Source organism: Bradyrhizobium sp. USDA 4516 (genome assembly GCF_054055915.1).
In genome coordinates this window covers 3,095,219-3,116,885 of sequence record NZ_JBSRXT010000001.1, presented here as the reverse complement: position 1 = coordinate 3,116,885, position 21,667 = coordinate 3,095,219, and the positions used below count along the sequence as shown (strand labels likewise).

The 21,667-nt window shown below is 65.5% G+C and carries 18 protein-coding genes; 16 read left to right on the top strand and 2 right to left on the bottom strand.

Annotated elements, in window-relative coordinates:
• Positions 1-48 precede the first annotated feature (48 nt).
• The 8 genes from miaB to trmB all read left to right on the top strand — a co-directional run bounded on the left by miaB (position 49) and on the right by trmB (position 8,522).
• On the top strand, positions 49-1,437 hold the full coding sequence (gene miaB, locus ACVI1L_RS14355) for a tRNA (N6-isopentenyl adenosine(37)-C2)-methylthiotransferase MiaB (protein ID WP_456783155.1): 1,389 nt from the start codon (positions 49-51) through the stop codon (positions 1,435-1,437).
• A 5-nt stretch (positions 1,438-1,442) separates the two neighbouring features.
• The gene (locus ACVI1L_RS14350; protein ID WP_077231173.1) at positions 1,443-2,513 is read left to right on the top strand and encodes a PhoH family protein; all 1,071 of its coding nucleotides are present in this window, start codon (positions 1,443-1,445) and stop codon (positions 2,511-2,513) included.
• Positions 2,514-2,581: 68 nt separating this feature from the next.
• A complete protein-coding gene (ybeY, locus tag ACVI1L_RS14345; RefSeq protein ID WP_456783154.1) occupies positions 2,582-3,079 on the top strand; it encodes an rRNA maturation RNase YbeY in 498 nt (165 codons plus the stop codon).
• Between the two features lies 1 nt (position 3,080).
• Entirely contained in the window at positions 3,081-4,193 is a 1,113-nt protein-coding gene (locus ACVI1L_RS14340; RefSeq protein ID WP_076824743.1) for a hemolysin family protein, read from the top strand.
• Positions 4,190-5,803: an apolipoprotein N-acyltransferase gene (gene lnt / locus ACVI1L_RS14335; protein ID WP_456783153.1), complete on the top strand. Its 1,614-nt coding sequence runs from the start codon at positions 4,190-4,192 to the stop codon at positions 5,801-5,803. Before ACVI1L_RS14340 ends, lnt begins: the two co-directional genes overlap by 4 nt.
• Before the next feature lie 261 nt (positions 5,804-6,064).
• Positions 6,065-6,481, top strand: a complete 417-nt coding sequence (locus tag ACVI1L_RS14330) for a helix-turn-helix domain-containing protein (protein ID WP_028335515.1) — start codon at positions 6,065-6,067, stop codon at positions 6,479-6,481.
• A gap of 179 nt (positions 6,482-6,660) precedes the next feature.
• The gene (locus ACVI1L_RS14325) at positions 6,661-7,785 is read left to right on the top strand and encodes a M20 family metallopeptidase (RefSeq protein WP_057015302.1); all 1,125 of its coding nucleotides are present in this window, start codon (positions 6,661-6,663) and stop codon (positions 7,783-7,785) included.
• The gene (gene trmB, locus ACVI1L_RS14320) at positions 7,782-8,522 is read left to right on the top strand and encodes a tRNA (guanosine(46)-N7)-methyltransferase TrmB (protein WP_456783152.1); all 741 of its coding nucleotides are present in this window, start codon (positions 7,782-7,784) and stop codon (positions 8,520-8,522) included. The genes ACVI1L_RS14325 and trmB overlap by 4 nt, the downstream gene beginning before the upstream one ends.
• A 91-nt stretch (positions 8,523-8,613) precedes the next feature.
• Here trmB and ACVI1L_RS14315 read toward each other — a convergent pair whose 3' ends face one another.
• Entirely contained in the window at positions 8,614-9,456 is an 843-nt protein-coding gene (locus ACVI1L_RS14315; RefSeq protein WP_168856641.1) for a phytanoyl-CoA dioxygenase family protein, read from the bottom strand.
• Positions 9,457-9,673: 217 nt separating this feature from the next.
• Positions 9,674-10,744 carry a DUF2336 domain-containing protein gene (locus ACVI1L_RS14310; RefSeq protein ID WP_229191000.1) on the bottom strand — a complete coding sequence of 357 codons (1,071 nt, stop codon included), beginning with the start codon at positions 10,742-10,744 and terminating at the stop codon, positions 9,674-9,676.
• 347 nt (positions 10,745-11,091) lie between these two features.
• On the opposite strand from ACVI1L_RS14310, the gene rimP reads away from it, so the two are divergent.
• The 8 genes from rimP (at position 11,092) to pnp (ending at position 21,508) form a co-directional block, all read left to right on the top strand.
• Positions 11,092-11,880, top strand: a complete 789-nt coding sequence (gene rimP / locus ACVI1L_RS14305) for a ribosome maturation factor RimP (protein ID WP_456783151.1) — start codon at positions 11,092-11,094, stop codon at positions 11,878-11,880.
• Positions 11,881-11,883: 3 nt separating this feature from the next.
• The gene (gene nusA / locus ACVI1L_RS14300; RefSeq protein WP_057015297.1) at positions 11,884-13,500 is read left to right on the top strand and encodes a transcription termination factor NusA; all 1,617 of its coding nucleotides are present in this window, start codon (positions 11,884-11,886) and stop codon (positions 13,498-13,500) included.
• 74 nt (positions 13,501-13,574) lie between these two features.
• Positions 13,575-14,261, top strand: a complete 687-nt coding sequence (locus ACVI1L_RS14295; protein WP_456783150.1) for an RNA-binding protein — start codon at positions 13,575-13,577, stop codon at positions 14,259-14,261.
• Between the two features lie 107 nt (positions 14,262-14,368).
• Entirely contained in the window at positions 14,369-17,065 is a 2,697-nt protein-coding gene (infB, locus tag ACVI1L_RS14290; RefSeq protein ID WP_076824501.1) for a translation initiation factor IF-2, read from the top strand.
• 174 nt (positions 17,066-17,239) lie between these two features.
• A complete protein-coding gene (rbfA, locus tag ACVI1L_RS14285) occupies positions 17,240-17,650 on the top strand; it encodes a 30S ribosome-binding factor RbfA (protein ID WP_028343913.1) in 411 nt (136 codons plus the stop codon).
• A complete protein-coding gene (truB, locus tag ACVI1L_RS14280; RefSeq protein ID WP_253638167.1) occupies positions 17,650-18,759 on the top strand; it encodes a tRNA pseudouridine(55) synthase TruB in 1,110 nt (369 codons plus the stop codon). The genes rbfA and truB overlap by 1 nt, the downstream gene beginning before the upstream one ends.
• Before the next feature lie 2 nt (positions 18,760-18,761).
• Positions 18,762-19,031 (top strand): 30S ribosomal protein S15, encoded by a 270-nt coding sequence (rpsO, locus tag ACVI1L_RS14275; RefSeq protein ID WP_016844725.1) that lies wholly within the window; start codon positions 18,762-18,764, stop codon positions 19,029-19,031.
• 314 nt (positions 19,032-19,345) lie between these two features.
• Positions 19,346-21,508: a polyribonucleotide nucleotidyltransferase gene (pnp, locus tag ACVI1L_RS14270; protein ID WP_050383431.1), complete on the top strand. Its 2,163-nt coding sequence runs from the start codon at positions 19,346-19,348 to the stop codon at positions 21,506-21,508.
• The last annotated feature ends 159 nt before the right edge of the window (positions 21,509-21,667 follow it).

The following is a 21,667-nucleotide window of genomic DNA, read 5'->3' as shown; positions in this document are numbered from 1 at the left end:
CCTCGGCGCCCCGATGGCGCCGTTTCCATTTTTCACTCTCAGGGTTCCATGACGACGCCGCGCAAGCTGCACATCAAGTCCTATGGCTGCCAGATGAATGTCTACGATGCGCAACGCATGGCGGACACGCTGGCCGGCGAGGGCTTTGTCGAGACCGCGAGCGCCGAAGACTCCGACCTCGTCATCCTCAACACTTGCCACATTCGCGAGAAGGCGTCGGAGAAAGTCTATTCCGAGCTCGGGCGGCTGCGCGTCGCCAAGGACGAGGCCGCGCGGGCGGGCCGCGAGATGAAGATCGCGGTCGCCGGCTGCGTCGCGCAGGCCGAAGGCGCAGAGATCATCCATCGCGCGCCGACCGTCGACATCGTGGTCGGGCCGCAGAGCTATCATCATTTGCCCGAGCTGTTGAAGCGCGCCAAGGCAAACGGCCGCGCGCTGGAAACGGAATTCCCGGTCGAGGACAAGTTCGGCTTCCTGCCGCAGCCGAAGCCGGATGCGATCCGCGCCCGCGGCATCTCCGCCTTCGTCACGGTGCAGGAAGGTTGCGACAAGTTCTGCACCTTCTGCGTGGTGCCCTACACGCGCGGCGCGGAAGTCTCGCGTCCGGTCGCCAGGATCATCGACGATGTGAAGCAGCTCGCCGACAATGGCGTGCGCGAATTCACGCTGATCGGACAGAACGTCAACGCCTATCACGGCGAAGGTCCCGACGGCCGCGTCTGGCCGCTCGGCAGATTGTTGCAGCGCCTCGCCGAGATCCCCGGCGTCGCGCGGCTGCGCTATTCGACCAGCCATCCGCGCGACGTCGACGACGCCCTGATTGCGGCCCATCGCGATTTGCCCGAACTGATGCCGTTCGTGCACCTGCCGGTGCAATCCGGGGCGGACCGGATCCTTGCCGCCATGAACCGCAAACATACCGCCGATGACTACCGGCGCGTCATCGACCGGTTCCGCGCCGCGCGGCAAGACATTGCTTTTTCATCAGATTTTATCGTGGGCTTCCCCGGAGAGACCGCGGAAGAATTTTCAGCCACCCTCGCGCTTGTCGCACAAATCGGGTACGCTGCGGCGTATTCATTCAAGTATTCGCCACGGCCGGGCACGCCGGCGGCGGAGATGCGGGAGACAGTGTCAGCAGCCGAGATGGACGAGCGCTTGGGGCGGCTTCAGGAATTGATCGACAGCCAGCAATCGGCCTTCAACCGGGCTGCGATTGGCACAACGGTCGATGTGCTGTTCGAGCGCGCCGCGCGCAATCCGGGCCAGATCGTCGGCCGCACCGCCTATCTGCAGCCCGCCCATGTGATGGCGTCGCCTGACATCATCGGCCAGGTCCTCCCGGTGAGGATCGACAGCCTCGAGCGCTACAGCCTGATCGGCGAGCTCGCGACGCGACCCGCGCCCGGCCTCATTTCGCAGACCATTGGAGCCTGAAATCCTTGCCCAAAAGCGCATCGGATTCGTCTTCGCTCGCTCCCAGCCGCAAACCTGACCGCGACATGCAAATGCCACCTGAGACCCGGCCCCCTGAAACTCAGGTCGTCATCGATTTCGACGACAACCGCGCGGCATCCGCGCTGGTCGGCCCCTACGGACAGAATCTGGCGCTGATCGAGCGGCGGCTCGGCGTCGTGGTCGATTCCCGCGGCAATCATCTCACCATCGCAGGCTCCCGCGACGGCTGCGACGCGGCGCGGCGCGTGCTGGAGACGCTCTACGCGCAGGCCGTCGAAGGACACGACCTCGATCAGGGCGAGGTCGAAGGCGCGATCCGCGCCGTGATCGCACAGGGCTCGCTGTTCGAATTCGACAACAAGACCGCCAAGCCGACCTTCGAGACCATCAATCTGCGCAAGCGTCCGGTGCGCGCCCGCACCGCGGCGCAGGATTCCTACATCCGCGCCCTGAAGCGGCATGAGCTGGTGTTCGGCATCGGCCCGGCCGGCACCGGCAAGACCTGGCTCGCGGTAGCCCATGCCGCGCAGCTGTTCGAGCGCAAGGAGGTCGATCGCATCATCCTGACGCGGCCCGCTGTCGAGGCCGGCGAGCGGCTCGGCTTCCTGCCCGGCGACCTCAAGGAGAAGGTCGATCCGTATCTACGCCCGATCTATGACGCGCTGTACGATCTGATGGACGCCCGCGTCGTCGAGCGCGCGCTGCAGGGCAACGAGATCGAGATCGCCCCGCTCGCCTTCATGCGCGGCCGCACCCTGACCAATGCCGCCATCATCCTCGACGAGGCGCAGAACACCACGACGATGCAGATGAAGATGTTCCTGACGCGTCTCGGCGAGAACAGCCGGATGATCGTCACCGGCGACCCGTCGCAGGTCGACCTGCCGCATGGCCAGGCCTCGGGCCTCACGGAAGCCGTGAAGCTGCTCGACGGCGTCGAGGGCATCGCCCAGGTGCATTTCAAGGCCGAGGACGTCATCCGCCATGAATTGGTGGCGCGCATCGTGGCCGCCTATGAGGGATTGCCGCAAAAGCCGGCAAACGCCAGATCTTGAGACCAATAGCTTCGGCCGCGAGCCCGCACGATGCGGGATCCGGCCATAACGCAGATTTTGAAACCAACGTGTCCGCTTTTCCTGCCACCGAGGTTCTCGTCACCGCCGAATGCTGGCAGGCCGAGCCCAATGCCGACGCGGTGATCCACCGCGCCATCAAGGCTGCCGCTGAAATCGCCGATGCCGATGTCGCCGACGCCGAGCTTGCGGTGATGCTGACCGACGATGCCGGTATCCGCACGCTGAACGCCAACTGGCGCAGCATCGACAAGCCGACCAACGTGCTGTCGTTCCCGGCGCTGCAGCCCGAAGGCGCCGGCGGACCCGACGATGCCCCGCGCATGCTCGGCGATATCGCGATCGCCTATGAGACGACTCGGCGGGAAGCCGATGAAGAAGGGAAACCGTTCGACCATCATTTGAGCCATCTCGCGGTGCATGGCTTCCTGCACCTGATCGGTTACGACCACGAGAACGATGACGATGCCGAGGACATGGAGGCGCTCGAGCGCGAGGTCCTCTCTTCCCTCGGCATTCCCGACCCCTATGCGGATCGGACCGCCTGACATGCCGGATTCCGAACCGACCCACGACAACCCGCGCAACGTGAGCAACCTGCCCGCCGTGGTGCATGAGGGCGAGGTGCAGCGCCCGGCGGCCGAGGGCTGGCTGGTGCGCGCGATCCGCACCCTGTTCGGCTGGAAGGCCGGCTCGGTGCGCGACGATTTGCAGGTGGTGCTCGACGCCTCGACGCCCGACGATGTCGGCTTCTCGGCGATCGAGCGCACCATGCTGCGCAACATCCTGTCGCTGAACGAGCGGCGGATCGCCGACGTCATGGTGCATCGCGCCGACATCGTCGCGGTCAAGCGCGACATTCCGCTCGGCGAATTGATGAGCCTGTTCGAGAGCGCGGCGCATTCGCGGCTCGTCGTCTACAACGAAACCCTCGACGACCCCGAGGGCATGGTGCACATCCGCGACCTGCTCGCCTTCATGACCGCGAGAGCCCGCGTCACCGACGCGACCAAGACGAAGCGCAAGAAGCCGTTCCCGGCGGGGCTCGATCTGCGCAGCGTCGATCTCGCGCTGCCGCTGTCGGAAGCCAACATCATCCGCAAGCTGCTCTATATCCCGCCGTCGATGCGCGCGATCGACCTGCTGGCGCAGATGCAGGCCTCGCGGATCCATCTCGCTTTGGTGGTCGACGAATATGGCGGCACCGACGGACTGGTGTCGATCGAGGATATCGTCGAGCAGATCGTCGGCGAGATCGACGACGAGCACGATTCCGACGAGCCGCCGTCCATCGTGCGCCAGCCGGACAGCTCCTTCATCGCCGATGCGCGCGCCAGCCTCGACGATGTCCGCTCGGTGATCGGCGAGGATTTCGTGATCGGCGACGCCGGCGAGGAGGTCGAGACGCTCGGCGGTTACCTCGTATCGTTCGTCGGACGCCTGCCGGTGCGCGGCGAGGTGATTTCGGGACCCGGCAATTACGAGGTCGAGGTGCTCGACGCCGATCCGCGGCGGGTCAAGCGCGTGCGCATCAGCGCGCGCAAGGAACGGCCGACGCCGCGCAAGGAGCGCGAGCGGCGCCGCGAGCAGGCGCCGGACTCCGGAAACCCGCAGGCGAATGACAACCTGCCGCCGCCCGGCGAGGGAGCCGGTCCGCAGTGAGGCTGTCCGACAAGCTCCGATCGATCGGCCTTGCAATCATCCTGACCTGGGGATGGAAACGCGCCGTCCTCGCGCTCGCGGCCGGCGCGCTGTCTGCGCTGGCGATGGCGCCGTTCAACGCCTGGCCGGTTCTGTTTCTCACCTTTTCCATCGCGGTCTGGCTGATCGACGGCAGCGCGGCCGGTCGCTGGCGCGGTCTGCCTGCCGCGGCGCTGTCCGGCTTCTGGTTCGGCCTCGGCTATTTCGTGCCGGGGCTGTACTGGATCGGCTACGCCTTCTTCGTCGATGCGGACACCTTCGCCTGGCTGACACCGTTCGCGGTGCTCGGCCTGCCTGCCTATCTCGCTTTGTTCACCGCCTTCGGCTTCGCGCTGGCGCGGCTGATCTGGCCGCGCGACGCCTCGCGCGTGCTGGCGCTCGCGGTCAGCCTGACGATTTCGGAATGGCTGCGCGGCCATCTCCTCAGCGGCTTTCCGTGGAATGCGTTCGGCTACGCACTGACCGAGCCACTGGCGCTGGCGCAGACCGCGTCGCTGATCGGGCTCTGGGGCATGACGTTCCTGGCCGTCGCGATCTTCGCAAGTCCGGCCGTGTTGATCGATGGCGCCTCGCGCGGCCGCAAGCCGTGGCGCGCGCCGGTGGCCGCGGTGCTGGTTCTGGCGGCGATGCTGGCGTTCGGCGTGGTCCGCCTCGCGCAGCAGCCGACCAGGTTGGTCGACGGCGTCAAGCTGCGCATCATGCAGCCCGATCTGCAGCAGGACGCCAAGTTCAACTACTCCGCCAAGGCGGCGGTGATGCAGAAATATCTCACCCTGTCGGATCGCGCCTCCGGGCCGCACGCCACCGGCGTGAAGGATGCCACCATCCTGATCTGGCCGGAATCCGCGTTTCCGTTCTTCCTGACCAAGGAAGCCGACGCGATGGCGCAGATCGCCGACCTGCTGCCGAAGGGAACCGTGCTGATCACCGGCTCGGTGCGCGCGCCCGATCTGCCGCCCGGCGTCCGCGTGACGCGCGCCCATAATTCCATCTACGTCATCGACCACGACGGCAACGTGCTTGCGGTCTACGACAAGCTGCATCTTGTCCCGTTCGGAGAATATCTGCCGTTCCAGGACTGGATGGAGAAGCTCGGCTTCGTGCAGCTCACCAAGGTGCAGGGCGGCTACATTCCCGGCACGATTCGCCGGACGCTCGATATTCCGAATGCACCGCGCGCCCTGCCGCTGATCTGCTACGAGGCGATTTTTCCCGGCAATGTCGTGAGCCGCGACGACCGTCCCGGCTGGATCGTCAATGTCACCAATGACGGATGGTTCGGAATCTCGACCGGCCCTTACCAGCACCTGCAACAGGCCCGGCTGCGCACCATCGAGGAAGGCCTGCCGATGGTCCGCGCCGCCAACACGGGCATCTCGGCCGTGATCGACCCGGTTGGCCGGATCGTTGCACAACTCGGGCTCGGCATCGAAGGCGTGCTCGATGCCGGCCTGCCGGCAGCCATCGCGCCGACGATCTATGCGCGTGTCGGGAACGTCCCCGCCGCTGTGATTGTGATCACAGCCCTGGCGTTCGTGTTGCGGCGGCGGTTTGTGAGGCGAAAACCCTGACGGCTGCATATCGCCGGTTGTCGCGAACCCGAAAAAACGTCGAAATTTACCTCAGTATGATTCCACCAGTTGACAGATCGACCGTGCACTTCGCATTGTACGGGTCCACGCGAAATCACAAGCCAAGTCAGCCCCTTTGCGCAAATTGTCCGCATTTCGTCCCGATCCTCCTTGCAGGATTTGACGGCACCGGCGCCTGAGGCATACTCCACTTCCAACTTGCCTCATCCACGGGCGCGCAATCCCTTAGGAGAGTTGGAGATGTCCACCAAAGCGCCCAATCCTGTTGACAAATATGTCGGCAGCCGCGTCCGTATGCGACGCATCATGCTCGGCATGAGCCAGGAGAAACTGGGCGAGGCGCTAGGCCTGACGTTCCAGCAGGTGCAGAAATACGAGAAGGGCACCAACCGCGTCGGCGCCAGCCGGCTGCAGCAGATCTCCGAAATCCTGCAGGTGCCGGTCTCCTTCCTGTTCGACGGCGGCCCGAGCGGGGTCAAGACCGCCGACGGCTTCAGCGAGGGTGCCTCGCCGACCTACGTCTCCGATTTTCTGGCAACCGCCGAGGGCCTGGCCCTGACCCGCGCCTTCACGCGGATTGCGGACGCCAAGCTCCGCCGCAGCATCGTCGAACTTGTCGAGCAGATCGCGGCGCGCGAGGCGGCCGAGCAGGCCTGATTCAGCCATATCCGTTTGAGAGATCGTCAAATCTGGAATATGCCATTCCGGCGCGCGCCAACGCGATGAGCTCAGCTTGAGCATCATCGCGCTTGAGCGCCTCCTTTGAGCATGATTCCTGATCGTGCTTCGGCGCGTGCGCGCAATGACAAAGCGAACTCACAGGCGACGACAACAGCATGTCCAGCAATCCGTTCGAAACCGCCGTGATTCTCGACGGCATCCGCCGCTGGGTCGAGATCGAATCTCCGACCGAGCGGCCCGATCAGGTCAACAAGCTGGCTGATCTCGTCGCGTCGGGCTATCGCGACCTGCCGGCCACGGTGGAGCGCATTGCGGGACGCGACGGCTGCGGCGACCACCTGGTGACGCGCTCGTCCTGGGGCCAGGACGCGCCGGGCATCCTGGTGCTGAGCCATCTCGACACAGTTCATCCGATGGGATTCATCGAACGGTTACCATTCAAGGTCGACGGCGACAGCGCCTTCGGCCCCGGCATCTACGACATGAAGGGCGGAGCCTACCTCGCCCATCATGCGTTCAGGCAGGTCTGCGCCGACGGCGCGCGCCCGCCGCTCGGCATCACCCAGCTCTACGTATCGGACGAGGAGATCGGCAGCCCGACCTCGCGGGCGCTGATCGAGGCCGAGGGCCGCAAGGCGAAATACGTGCTGGTGACCGAGCCGGCGCGCGACGGCGGCAAGATCGTCACCGGACGCAAGGGCGTTGCGCGTTTCGACGTGTTCATCAAGGGCGCGCCGGCCCATGCCGGCACGCGCCCCGAGGACGGCCGCAGCGCGATCCGGGAGCTCGGCAATGTGATCCAGGCGCTGGAGGCGATGAACGACCTGAAGCGCGGCGTCACCGTCAATGTCGGCGTCGTCCGCGGCGGCACCAAGCCGAACGTGATCGCCGAGGAGGCCTATGCGGAAGTCGACATGCGCGTGCCGACGATGGCCGACGCCGACGAGCTGGTGCCGAGGATCCTCGGAATCACCTCACGCACCGAGGGCGTCAGCGTGAAGATATCGGGCGAATTGAACCGTCCGCCCTATGAGAAAAGCAACGCCGGCGCCGCGCTCTACGAGCACGCCAAGGGGCTGGCCGCCGAGCTCGGCTTCGAGCTGGTGGATGTGTTCACCGGTGGCGGCTCCGACGGCAATTTCACCGCGCCACACACGGCGACCCTCGACGGCCTCGGCGTCGACGGCAAGGGCGCGCATACCCATTACGAGCAGCTCTACATCTCGTCGATCGAGCCGCGCGCGCGGCTGCTCCACCGTCTCTATCAAACGCTGCGATGACACCGGCTCCAGGCGACCGCGGCGATCGCGATTCCCCCGACGACGGCGCGATGGCGCATGCGCGCGGCTCGTTCTTCGGACGGCGCAAGGGCCACAAGCTGCGCCCGCATCAGGCCGACCTGATCGACACTCTGCTGCCGCATCTGGCGGTCGACATCTCGGCGCCCGCGCCCGAGGCGCTGACCGAGTTGTTCGATGACAGCATCGAGAATGTCAGGCTCGAGATCGGCTTCGGCGGCGGCGAGCATCTGATCGCGGAGGCACAGGCCTTTCCGGCCACGGGCTTCATCGGCTGCGAGCCCTATGTCAACGGCATGGCGAAGATCCTGACTCAGATCGAGGCGCTGAATATCGGCAATATCCGCCTGTTCGCCGGCGACGCGGCCGAACTGCTGGCCTGGGCGCCGACGCGTTCGCTTGCGCGCATCGACCTGATCCATCCCGATCCCTGGCCGAAGCGGCGGCACTGGAAGCGGCGCTTCGTGCAGGATGCGACGGTCGCTGCGATGACACGATTGCTGCCGCCGGGCGGCGAATTCCGCTTCGTCAGCGACATCGACGACTATTGCGCCTGGACGCTGGCGCATCTGATGCGCTCGCCCGACTTCGCCTGGCTCGCCGAGCGCGCGATCGACTGGCAGCAGCCGTGGCCGAACTACACAATGACGCGCTACGGCGCCAAGGCCGAGCGCGAAGGGCGCAAGGCGGCGTATTTGAGGTTCAAGCGCTTGCCTTGACGCCGTCATTCCGGGGCGTGCGGAAGCACGAACCCGGAATCTCGAGGTTCCGGGTTCAATGCTTCGCATCGCCCCGGAATGACGGATATCTTCACGCCTGCCCCGCCAGCCGCGCCTTCCTGACGTCGGTCGCCTCCCACACCATCCGCTTGCCGCGCTCGCGGCCGAGCAGCTCGATCGGATCGTGATTGTCGATGTGGCCGAACTGGCCCTTGTAGACGCTGTAGCCACACAATTCCTGCAGCCGGCGCGGAAAGCGGGCTGCGGTCTCGCGCGGAATGCCGAGCTGCAGGTTCTCCTGCTGCCGCATCCAGCCCCAGCAATAGGCGCAGGAGAAGGCAAAGCGCCTGGCGTCGCTGCTGTTGGCGCCGCCGCCATGCCACAGCGCGCTGTCGAACAGCATCACGCTGCCGGCCGGCATGGTCGCGGTGACCGCGTCGTACTCCTTGCCGTATTCGGGCGACGAATCGAATTTGTGGCTGCGCGGGATGATCCGCGTCGCGCCGTTATCTTCGCGGAAATCGGACAGCGCCCAGATCGCATTGATCGTGATCGGAATGTGCGGCCGCGGCAACGGGATCAATTGGGTGTCTTCGTGAATCGGCTGCGCTTCCTGGCCGGGCCCGAGCACCAGCGAGCAGAACGACGACAGCAGGCATTCCCTGTCCAGCACGCGTTCGACCACCGGCAGCACGTTGTCATGCAGCGGCACCTCCCAGAACAGATCGTCATAGGTCAGGAGGTTGTTGATGCGCAGCGTCTTGAAGCCTTCGAACGACGTCCTGGCAGGTGCGAGATTGTGCTCGCTCTCGATTCTCAGCACCGCCGCCTTCAACCCCTCGACCAGATCGGGCGAGGCGGCGCGCTCGATCACGGTGTATCCGTCGTCGCGGATCCGCGCGGCGTGCGTTTGGATGTCGGCGTCCGTCAGCATGGCAATCTCCCTGTTGGCGCTGTGTCGCGCCTTGCGGAAAGCATAGCGGAACGATTTTGGGTTTGGGAAGTGTGCACGATGATCCGTCATGCTGAGGAGGCCGCAAAGCGGCCGTCTCGAAGCACGACGGCCCGGCTGCAACGGCGTGGCCGTGCATCCTTCGAGACGCGGCTGCGGCGCTCCTCAGGATGACGGAGCCAAGAGCAGTTAGCGTGAACTAGCGCGACTTCCAGAACTCCACGACGCGCTGCGCCGTCGAGGGCATCAGGCGCACGAAATTCACCCGCGCACCTTCGATATCGGCAGGAGACGGCACGCGGTTCGGCCCGAGCCGCATCAGGATCAGGGCGCGCACGGTCGGCCATTCGAAGCCGATCGTCTTGCTGGCGATCAGGATCGGATCGTAACGGTCGCCGGAGATCAGGCGATCGAGCGTGACGATTTTCACGCCGGCCATCGCGGCGAGCGCCGCCACGCATTCCTCATATTTGAAGGCCTTTGCGAAGCCGGCCACCGCGGCCTCGTTCAATTCGCCGGCGCGATGCAGTGCCAGGATGGCGCGCTGCGCGGCTGTGAAATCGCGGCCCTCGACCTGAACGATCACGCCCTCGATCTCGGTCATCGCCAGCTTGATCTCGGCCTGGCGTTCCGGCTTGGCGACGGCATGCAGACGGCGGCGGATCACGTCGATCGAGCCGGCGAGCAGGCCCTTCAGATGCTCGGGCGGAAGATCATCGCGGCGGCCGATCCGCAGCGTCAGCACGCCGTCCTGGCTGGCGCGTTGCACGAGCGTCGTGAAGGAGGCGTCCGAGAACGCCGCGCCCGCATTGCCGGCCGCGCATCGGATGACGTCGCGATCGCCGCGTCGGACGAGGACGTCGGTCAGCGCAGTCGAGAGCTTCGATCGCTCGGCCATCGCGAGCAGATGGCCCTGGCCCTTGGCATTGGCGATCTCGACCAGCACCTTTTCGTCAATCACCGGCGATCGGCGCAGCAGCGGCCCCGCGATCGCGACCTCGTCGTCGCGGGCGAGCTGCCCGACCAGATGCCGCGGCGCGTTGGCGAGCAGCGCGAGCCGTTCGGCGAGATCGACCCGCGCAGCAAGCTCGGCGTGCGGGACCAGGCTGGTCAGCACCCTGTCGAACAAGTCGATATGGTCGGGGCGAAAACTCGCGGCGCCCTGCAGGAACAGCTCGCCGAGCCGCCGCGCGGCCTCGGCGCGGCGCTTGGGGTCGCCACGGCGAACGATGTCGTCGAGTTCCGGAATCAGCGCGGGGGCTGTCGTCATGAGCCTTGTCCAACCGGCGACTTCTGCCGATTTTCGGCAATCTATGGTCCCGTTCGTAAACGGAGGGTTAGATCAATCCGGCATCCGGAGAGCCGTAAAATCGCCTCCCGCCGGACCCGAGGGCCTTGCCGGACCCGGGCAAAAGAGCTATATCCGGCGCAACTTATGGTATCTCATACGATCGCGTAGGAGAGTGGGCCCCCCGGGACCCGCTCTTTTTTATTACCTGACGGGACCCAACGAGGCCGGGTCCGGTTTGGGTAGCGTTAGCGGCCCCTTAAGGCCACCTGAACAACACAACAGACCTCAGCAGCCTTTAAGACCCTAGACAGCCTTTGACACTGGATATGACCGAACCGACCGCCACGTCCGTGGACACCGAACTGCTCGCCGAGCCGCGTCTCGTCGTCGAGCCCGGGGTTGCGGCGCGCGTCGCCGCGGTCGCGGTCCCGGTGCTGCAGGGCATGGGCTATCGCCTGGTGCGCATCAAGGTCTCGGGCGATGCCGGCTGCACCGTGCAGATCATGGCGGAGCGACCCGACGGCTCGATGCAGCTCGAGGATTGCGAGGTGATCTCGCGCGCGCTGTCGCCGGTGCTCGATGTCGCCGACCCGATCGAGCGTGCCTACCGGCTGGAAATCTCGTCGCCCGGCATCGACCGCCCGCTGGTGCGCCGCTCCGACTTCGAGCGCTACACCGGGCATCTCGTGAAGATCGAGATGGCGGTGGCGCATCAGGGCCGCAAGCGGTTTCGCGGCGTGCTTGCCGGCGTCGAGGGCGATGCGGTGCGCATCAGGCGCGACGATCCGCGTCCCGACGAGGACGCCGAGGTTCTCCTGGTGATGGAGGACATCTCGGACGCGCGGCTGGTGCTGACCGACGAATTGATCGAGGAATCGATGCGCCGCGGCAAGGCCGCCGAGCGTGAGCTCCGCCGCGAGCTCGGCCTTGCGCCGCCGCAGCCGGCCCATGCCAAGAAGAGCGATCCGGCGAAGAGCCAGAAGCCGAAACCCAAGCCTGGTGATAAGCCTGCTCACAAGCCCGGCAAGAAACCGGCTCCGACCAACACCAAAAAGCACCGCCTGGCGGCCGAGCGCGCGCGCCGTGGCGAGATCGATCCATCCGAAGGAGACTAAGCCATGGCAGTCAGCGCCAACAAACTCGAACTGCTGCAGATCGCAGACGCAGTTGCGCGCGAAAAGTCGATCGACCGCTCCATCGTGATCGCGGCGATGGAAGACGCCATCGCCAAGGCCGCGCGCGCCCGCTACGGCAGCGAGACCGACGTCCATGCCGAGATCGATGCCAAGAAGGGCGAGCTGCGGCTGACCCGTCACATGCTGGTGGTCGACGTTGTCGAAAACTCCTCCAACCAGATTTCGCTGCACGACGCGCAGCGCGCCAATCCGGGCGCCCAGGTCGGCGACACCATCGCCGACACCCTGCCGCCGCTGGAATATGGCCGCATTGCCGCGCAGTCGGCCAAGCAGGTGATCGTGCAGAAGGTGCGCGAGGCCGAGCGCGACCGGCAGTACCAGGAATTCAAGGACCGCATCGGCGACATCGTCAACGGCATCGTCAAGCGCGTCGAATATGGCAGCGTGATCGTCGACCTCGGCCGTGGCGAAGCGATCGTGCGCCGCGACGAGATGCTGCCGCGCGAAGTGTTCCGCAACGGCGACCGCGTCCGCGCCTATATCTTCGACGTCCGCCGCGAGACCCGCGGTCCGCAGATTTTCCTGTCGCGCACCCATCCGCAGTTCATGGCGAAGCTGTTCGCACAGGAAGTGCCGGAGATCTACGACGGCATCGTCGAGATCAAGGCGGTCGCCCGCGATCCGGGCTCGCGCGCCAAGATCGGCGTGATCTCGCGCGATTCCTCGGTCGACCCGGTCGGCGCCTGCGTCGGCATGCGCGGCTCGCGCGTGCAGGCCGTGGTGAACGAGCTGCAGGGCGAGAAGATCGACATCATCCCATGGTCGCCCGACATTGCGACCTTCGTCGTCAACGCGCTGGCGCCGGCTGAAGTCGCCAAGGTCGTGATCGACGAGGACCGCGAGCGCATCGAGGTCGTGGTTCCCGACACCAACAACCAGCTGTCGCTGGCGATCGGCCGCCGCGGCCAGAACGTCCGCCTCGCCTCGCAGCTGACCGGCTGGGACATCGACATCCTGACCGAGCAGGAAGAGTCGGAGCGCCGCCAGGCCGACTTCGAGAACTCGACCCGCGTGTTCATGGAAGCGCTCAATGTCGACGAGGTGGTCGGCCAGCTGCTCGCCTCCGAAGGCTTCACTTCGGTCGAGGAACTCGCGCTGGTCGATGTCAAGGAACTCGCCGGCATCGAGGGTTTCGACGAGGAGACCGCCACCGAGTTGCAGACCCGCGCCCGCGAATATCTGGAACAGCTCGAGGCGGAACTGGAAGCCAAGCGCAAGGAACTCGGCGTCGAGGACGCCATGAAGGACGTGCCCGGCATCACCGGCAAGATGCTGGTGAAGCTCGGCGAGAACGATGTGAAGACGGTCGAGGATCTCGCCGGCTGCGCCACCGACGACCTGGTCGGCTGGACCGAGCGGAAGGAAGGCGGCGAGCCGACCAAGCATGCCGGGTTCCTCGACGGCATCGAGATCTCGCGCGACGAGGCCGAGGCCGTGATCATGCAGGCCCGTCTGAAGGCCGGCTGGATCACCGAGGCCGACCTCGCCAAGCCTGCCGAGGAGGCCGAGGCCGCCGAAGCAGAAACGACGGCTTCGTAGCGCGTGTTCCGCAAAGGTGGATACCGGCTTTGCGATAAGAACTCGCGCCAATTCACGACGGAGATGCCCCACGGATGTTGGCTCAGGCTGACCCCGATCTCGACGATGGGCCGCGGACGCAGAAGTCCGCGACCACGCGGATGTGCGCGGTCAGCCGCGAGGTGCGTCCGATCGACGAGCTGATCCGGTTCGTCGTCGCGCCCACAGGCGAGGTGATCCCGGATATCAAGCGCAAGCTGCCCGGCCGCGGACTCTGGGTTTCCGCGTCGCGGCGCAGCGTTGCGGAAGCCGTGCGCCGTCACCAATTTAGCAAGGGATTCAAGCGCGATGTCCGCGTCGCGCCGACCCTCCCCGCCGACACCGACACCCTCCTGGTGCGCAGCGTCACCGAGGCCCTGGCAATGGCCGCCAAGGCCGGTCAGGTGGTTTCGGGCTTCGGCAAGGTCGAGGACGCACTCAACCGGAACGAAACTGCAGCCCTGATCCACGCTTCCGACGGCGCGGCGGACGGAATCCGCAAATTGGACGCGATCGTGGGGCAAAGGGGCGAAAAACGTGGTGAATCGCCGGTAATCCCCGTCGTCAATGTTTTGACGTCGGAAGAATTGGATTTGGCACTTGGGCGGTCAAATGTGATACATGCTGCGCTGCTCGCGGGCCCGGCGAGCAAGACGTTCCTGTCGCGCTGCCAGATGCTGGTCCGATACCGGATGGCCGACGACGACAAGACCGCCGAAGCGGCCAGAAATTCCAGAGCGTGATCCGGGAAGGCGGACGCCGTCTTTCCGACCGGTCATGCTCAGCAAACGACGACACGTTGAAGGATTTGTGCGGCAAACGCACAGCGAAACGAGATTAGGACTGCTGAATGGTTGATACCAAGACCCCTGGCGACAAGACTTTGAGTGTCCCGAGCAAGACGTTGTCGCTGAAGCCGCGCGTCGAGACGGGCACCGTGCGCCAGAGCTTCAGCCACGGCCGGACCAAGCAGGTCGTGGTCGAGAAGCGCGGCAAGCGTCGCGTCGGTGGCGATGGTCCCGGCGAGGCGCACGCGCCGGAACCCGTGGTTGCAAAGCCTGCGGCGCCGGCCGCCAGGCCGCCGCTCGGCCGCCCCTCAGGCCCGCCCCCCGGCCAGCAGCAGCGTAACACCCGCTCCGGCGTGGTGCTGCCGACCCTGACCGAGGACGAGCGTTCCGCGCGCGCCAGCGCGCTGGCCGACGCCCGTCAGCGCGACATCGAGGAACGCCGCCAGGCCGAAGAGGAAGCCAAGCGCCGCGCCGTCCGCGAGGCTGCCGAGAAGGCCGAGCGCGAGGCCGCCGAAACCCGCCGCAAGGCGGAAGAAGAGCGCCACCGCCACGAGGAAGAGGCCAAGCGCAAGGCCGAGGTCGAGGCCAAGCGCCGCTTTGGCGAGGGCGAAGCCAAACCCGGCGCTCCGGCCACAACAGCGGCCAGGCCCGCGACAGCCGCACCTGCGTCTGCTCCGCCTGCCCGCGCCCCCGCAGCACGCCCGACCACCACGACAACCGCGCGCGCACCAGCCTCTGCGCCGCGGCCGGCGGCAGTTGCGGCCGGGCCGGACGAAGACGAAGGTCCGCGCCTGGTGCGCCGCCCCGGCGGCGCCGTGCGCCCCGCCGCGGCTCCGAAGACCACCCACAAGCCCGGCCCGCAGAAGGAGCGCGGCCGCCTCACTCTGACCACTGCGCTCAACGCCGACGACGTGCGCGAGCGTTCGATCGCCTCGTTCCGCCGCCGCACCCAGCGCCTGAAGGGGCATGCGTCGAACGAACCGAAGGAAAAGCTGATCCGCGAGGTCACCATTCCGGAAGCGATCACGATCCAGGAACTCGCGAACCGCATGTCGGAACGCGCGGTCGACGTCATCCGCATGCTGATGAAGCAGGGCGCGATGCACAAGATCACCGACGTGATCGATGCCGACACTGCGCAACTGATCGCCGAAGAACTCGGCCACAGCGTCAAGCGCGTCGCGGCGTCCGACGTGGAAGAGGGCCTGTTCGACGTCGTCGACAATTCCACCGACACCGAGCCGCGCTCGCCGGTGGTCACCGTCATGGGTCACGTCGACCACGGCAAGACCTCGCTGCTCGACGCGCTGCGCCACGCCAACGTCGTATCGGGCGAAGCCGGCGGCATCACCCAGCATATCGGCGCCTACCAGGTGCTGTCGCCCGAGAGCGGCACCAAGATCACCTTCATCGACACACCCGGCCACGCCGCGTTCACCGCGATGCGCGCCCGCGGCGCCAAGGTCACCGACATCGTCGTGCTGGTGGTCGCGGCCGATGACGGCGTGATGCCACAGACGATCGAGGCGATCAATCACGCCAAAGCGGCCAAGGTGCCGATGATCGTGGCGATCAACAAGATCGACAAGCCGGATGCGCGGCCGGAGCGCGTGCGCACCGAGTTGCTCCAGCACGAGGTGCAGGTCGAATCGCTCGGCGGCGACGTCGTCGACGTCGAGGTTTCGGCCAAGAACAAGACCAATCTCGACAAGCTGCTCGAGATGATCGCGCTGCAGGCTGAAATCCTCGACCTGAAGACCAACTCGGAGCGTCCGGCGGAAGGCACCGTGATCGAAGCCAAGCTCGATCGCGGACGCGGTCCGGTCGCGACCGTGCTGGTGCAGCGCGGCACGCTGCGCGTCGGCGACATCATCGTGGCCGGCGCCGAGATGGGCCGCGTCCGCGCCTTGATCTCCGACCAGGGCGAGAATCTCGAAGAGGCCGGCCCTTCGGTGCCGGTCGAGGTGCTCGGCTTCAACGGCCCGCCGGAAGCCGGCGATCGTCTCGCCGTGGTCGAGAACGAAGCCCGCGCCCGTCAGGTCACGAGCTATCGCGCGCACCAGAAGCGCGAGAATGCCGCGGCCTCGATCTCGGGCATGCGCGGCTCGCTCGAGCAGATGATGTCGCAGCTCAAGACCGCGGGCCGCAAGGAGTTCCCGCTGATCGTCAAGGCCGACGTGCAGGGCTCGCTGGAAGCGATCCTGGGCTCGCTCGAGAAGCTCGGCACCGACGAAGTCGCCGCCCGCATCCTGCATGCCGGCGTCGGCGGCATCTCGGAATCCGACGTCACGCTGGCGGAAGGCTTCAACGCCGCGATCATCGGCTTCTCGGTCCGCGCCAACAAGGAAGCGGCGGCCGCGGCCAAGCGCAACGGCATCGAGATCCGCTACTACAACATCATCTACGACCTCGTGGATGACATCAAAAAGGCGATGTCCGGCCTGCTCGCGCCTACGCTGCGCGAAACCATGCTGGGCAACGCGCAGATCCTGGAAGTGTTCAACATTTCCAAGGTCGGCAAGGTCGCGGGTTGCCGCGTCACCGACGGCACCGTGGAACGCGGCGCCAATGTTCGCCTGATCCGCGACAACGTCGTGGTGCACGAAGGCAAGCTGTCGACGCTGAAGCGCTTCAAGGATGAAGTGAAGGAAGTGGTCGCCGGCCAGGAGTGTGGCATGGCGTTCGAGAACTACGGCGACATGCGTGTCGGCGACGTGATCGAGTGTTACCGCATCGAGACGATCCAGCGCTCTCTGTAAGTCCAAATCTTACGAAGCGCAGATCTTGCTAGGCGTTGGGTCCATTTAACTGAAAATGCGACGGCGTGGCCGGACGTTAGTCCGGCCACCAGCGCATCGTCCGATTGAAAGCAAAGCAAGGACATTGATGCCCGCGGCCACGGCTGGCGGGCGCGACGGTTTTGGAAAAAGGTCATGCCCCGTCAAAAGAAGAGTTCCAGCCCCGGCGGATCGCAACGTCAGCTGCGCGTCGGCGAAACGGTTCGCCATGCAGTTGCCGAGATTCTGTCACAGGGTGAGGTTCACGATCCCGATCTGGAAGGCCACATCATCACCGTTCCCGAGGTGCGTATGTCGCCGGATCTGAAGCTCGCCACGATCTACGTGATGCCGCTCGGCGGACGCGACACCGACACGGTGATATCCGCGCTCGAGCGCAACAAGAAGTTCCTTCGCGGCGAGATCGCGCACCGCGTCAACCTGAAATTTGCACCCGACATTCGCTTCCGCGTCGATGAGCGGTTCGACGAAGCGGAGCGCATCGAGAAACTACTGCGGACACCTGCGGTGCAGCGAGACCTTGCACCCGATTCGGACGACGAGTGATGACTGTGATGACGACCAACAGCGTTATCGACGCGAAGGATGCCGACGCGCGCGACGCTGAGCGGGATGCTTTTGCCGGCCAGCGCACCGACGATGCGCGCCGCACCAACAACGACCCGCGCCAGAAGCAGGGCAGGCAGAACCAGCAGCCGCGCCGCGACAAGCGCGACGTCCACGGCTGGGTGGTGCTTGACAAGCCGATCGGCATGACCTCGACGCAGGCGGTCGCGGTGCTCAAGCGCCTGTTTCAGGCCAAGCGCGCCGGCCATGCCGGCACGCTCGATCCGCTCGCCTCCGGCGGCTTGCCGATCGCGCTGGGCGAGGCCACCAAGACGGTGCCGTTCGTGATGGACGGCCGCAAGCGCTACCGCTTCACGGTGTGCTGGGGCGAGGAGCGCGACACCGACGACACCGAGGGACGGCCGGTCAGGACCAGCGACAGCCGGCCGACCGCCGATTCGATCCGGGAACTGTTGCCGCGCTTTACCGGGGTGATCGAGCAGATCCCGCCGCAATATTCGGCGATCAAGGTGCAGGGCGAGCGCGCCTATGATCTGGCGCGCGACGGCGAGACCGTGGAACTGAAGCCGCGCCCGGTCGAAATTCACGAATTAACCCTTGTAGAACATGGCGATAACGGCCAGTCCGTGTTCGAGGCCGAGTGCGGCAAGGGAACCTATGTCCGGGCGCTGGCCCGCGATATGGGCCGGATTCTGGGCTGTTTCGGCCATATCTGCGCCCTGCGGCGAACCCTTGTCGGTCCGTTTACCGAACGAGACATGATTCCGCTGGAACAGTTGGAGGCTTTATGCAATAGAGCCGCGTCTGGCGAGGGCAGCCTCGCCGACGCGCTTTTGCCCGTTGAGACCGCGCTGGACGACATCCCGGCACTGGCCGTCACACGGGCTGATGCGGCAAGGCTCCACAGGGGCCAGGCCGTTTTGTTGCGCGGACGGGATGCGCCCAATACCAGCGGCACAGTCTATGTCACGGTGGCAGGCCGGCTTCTCGCGCTTGCCGAAATTGGCAATGGCGAACTCATCCCCAAGCGCGTGTTCAACCTGAACGGACTGACTGCCGGTCCGGCTCGCAACCATGAAAGTAACTAACGATGTCGATTACCGCCGAACGCAAAGCGGAAGTCATCAAGACGAATGCCAACAAAGCCGGCGACACCGGCTCGCCCGAGGTTCAGGTCGCGATCCTGTCGGAACGCATCAATAACCTCACCGAGCACTTCAAGAGCCATGTGAAGGACAACCATTCACGCCGCGGCCTCCTGAAGCTCGTGTCGACGCGTCGTTCCCTGCTTGACTACATCAAGCGCAAGGACGAGGCGCGCTACAAGGCGCTGCTCGAAAAGCACAACATCCGTCGTTGATTTGAGAAGCACGCGCGCGAGGGTTCGCGCGCGTTTTCGCATGGTCGTCCGTGAACTCGGGCTTTCGAATTGTCGAAAGATGACCAAGCGCAGCATGGCAGTCGCGCCATGCACACTAGCGTCCAGCAGCAATCCGGCCGCTGGACCGGGCAAGATGCCCAGATGACCGAAAGGATGGACGCCATCCGAAATCCAGGGACCATGGCAGGATCGCCGGATGCTGATCGCGACAGCGCATCAGTGTCTCGCCGTCTTGGCATGGTCTTTGTGTTTCAGGGCGCCGTGCTTTCGTGAAACCATGAAAGAAAACCGAAATGTTCAATTCGCATTCCGTCGAAATCGACTGGGGTGGACGTCCCCTCAAACTTGAAACCGGCAAGATCGCCCGCCAGGCCGACGGCGCCGTGATGGCCACCTACGGCGAGACCGTGGTGCTTGCCACCGTCGTTGCGGCGAAGGCGCCGCGCGAGGGCGTCGACTTCCTGCCGCTCACGGTCGACTACCAGGAGAAGACCTACGCTGCCGGCCGCATTCCCGGCGGCTACTTCAAGCGCGAAGGCCGTCCGACCGAGAAGGAGACGCTGGTCTCCCGCCTGATCGACCGCCCGATCCGTCCGCTGTTCGTCGACGGCTGGCGCAACGAGACCCAGGTGATCGTCACCGTGCTCTCGCACGACATGGAGAACGATCCGGACATCGTGTCGCTGGTCGCCGCCTCCGCCGCCCTGACGCTGTCGGGCGCGCCGTTCAAGGGCCCGATCGGCGCCGCGCGCGTCGGCTTCGCCAATGACGAATACGTGCTCAACCCGACGCTGGACGAGATGACCGAGACCCAGCTCGATCTCGTCGTCGCCGGCACCGCCGACGCCGTGCTGATGGTCGAATCGGAAGCCAAGGAGCTCAACGAGGACGTGATGCTCGGCGCGGTCATGTTCGGCCACCGCCACTTCCAGCCGGTCATCAACGCGATCATCGAACTCGCCGAGAAGGCCGCCAAGGAGCCGCGCGAAGTCACCACGATCGACAATTCGGAGATCGAGAAGGAGATGCTCGGCATCGCCGAACAGGAACTCCGCAAGGCCTATGCGATCCCGGTCAAGCAGGAACGCTATGCCGCGGTCGGCGCCGTCAAGGAGAAGGTGCTGGCGCACTTCTTCCCGGAAGGCCAGGAGCCGAAATACGACAAGCTCCGCGTCGCCGGCGTGTTCAAGGAACTGGAAGCCAAGATCGTTCGCTGGAACATCCTTGACACCGGCAAGCGCATCGACGGCCGTGACGCCAAGACCGTGCGCAACATCATCGCCGAAGCCGGCGTGCTGCCGCGCGCCCACGGCTCGGCGCTGTTCACCCGCGGTGAGACCCAGGCGATGGTCGTGACCACGCTCGGCACCGGCGAGGACGAGCAGTACATCGATGCACTGTCGGGGACGTACAAGGAAACGTTCCTGCTGCACTACAACTTCCCGCCCTACTCGGTCGGTGAAACCGGTCGCCTCGGCGGCACCAAGCGCCGCGAAATCGGCCACGGCAAGCTCGCCTGGCGCGCGATCCACCCGGTGCTGCCGCCGCATCACGAGTTCCCGTACACGATCCGCGTGGTCTCCGAGATCACCGAGTCGAACGGCTCGTCCTCGATGGCCTCGGTGTGCGGCGCCTCGTTGTCGCTGATGGACGCCGGCGTGCCGCTGAAGCGGCCGACCGCCGGTATCGCCATGGGCCTGATCCTCGAAGGTCAGCGCTTCGCGGTGCTGTCGGACATCCTCGGTGACGAGGATCATCTCGGCGACATGGACTTCAAGGTCGCCGGTACCGACCACGGCATCACCTCGCTCCAGATGGACATCAAGATCGAGGGCATCACCGAGGAGATCATGAAGGTTGCGCTTGGCCAGGCCAAGGAAGGGCGCATCCACATCCTCGGCGAGATGGCCAAGGCTCTGACCGCGGCGCGCGCCGAGCTCGGCGAATACGCACCGCGCATCGAGACCTTCAAGATCGCCACCGACAAGATCCGCGAAGTGATCGGCACCGGCGGCAAGGTGATCCGCGAGATCGTCGAGAAGACCGGCGCCAAGGTCAACATCGAGGACGACGGCACCGTGAAGGTCGCCTCCAACGATGGCGAGGCGATGAAGGCTGCGATCAAGTGGATCAAGTCGATCGCCTCCGATCCGGAGGTCGGCCAGATCTACGAGGGCACCGTCGTCAAGGTGATGGAGTTCGGCGCGTTCGTAAACTTCTTCGGCGCCAAGGACGGCCTCGTCCACATCAGCCAGCTCGCGTCCAACCGCGTGCAGAAGACCTCCGACGTCGTCAAGGAAGGCGACAAGGTCAAGGTCAAGCTGCTCGGCTTCGACGATCGCGGCAAGACCCGCCTGTCGATGAAGGCGGTCGACCAGGAGACCGGCGAGGATCTCGAGGCCAAGCAGAAGACCGAAGCGCCGGCTGCGGCGCCGCGCGAAGCTGCCGGCGAGTAAACCAAGGCCAATCGACTAGCAAATCGACTGTTACGAAAAGGGCGGCCCTGTGGCCGCCCTTTTTGGTTTGCCGAGATCGGACGCAAATCAATCTCCGCTGATCGGCATGCGCGATTTTGACCCGGCATTGTGACCGGATTCGCTGGAACCCGTTCACAA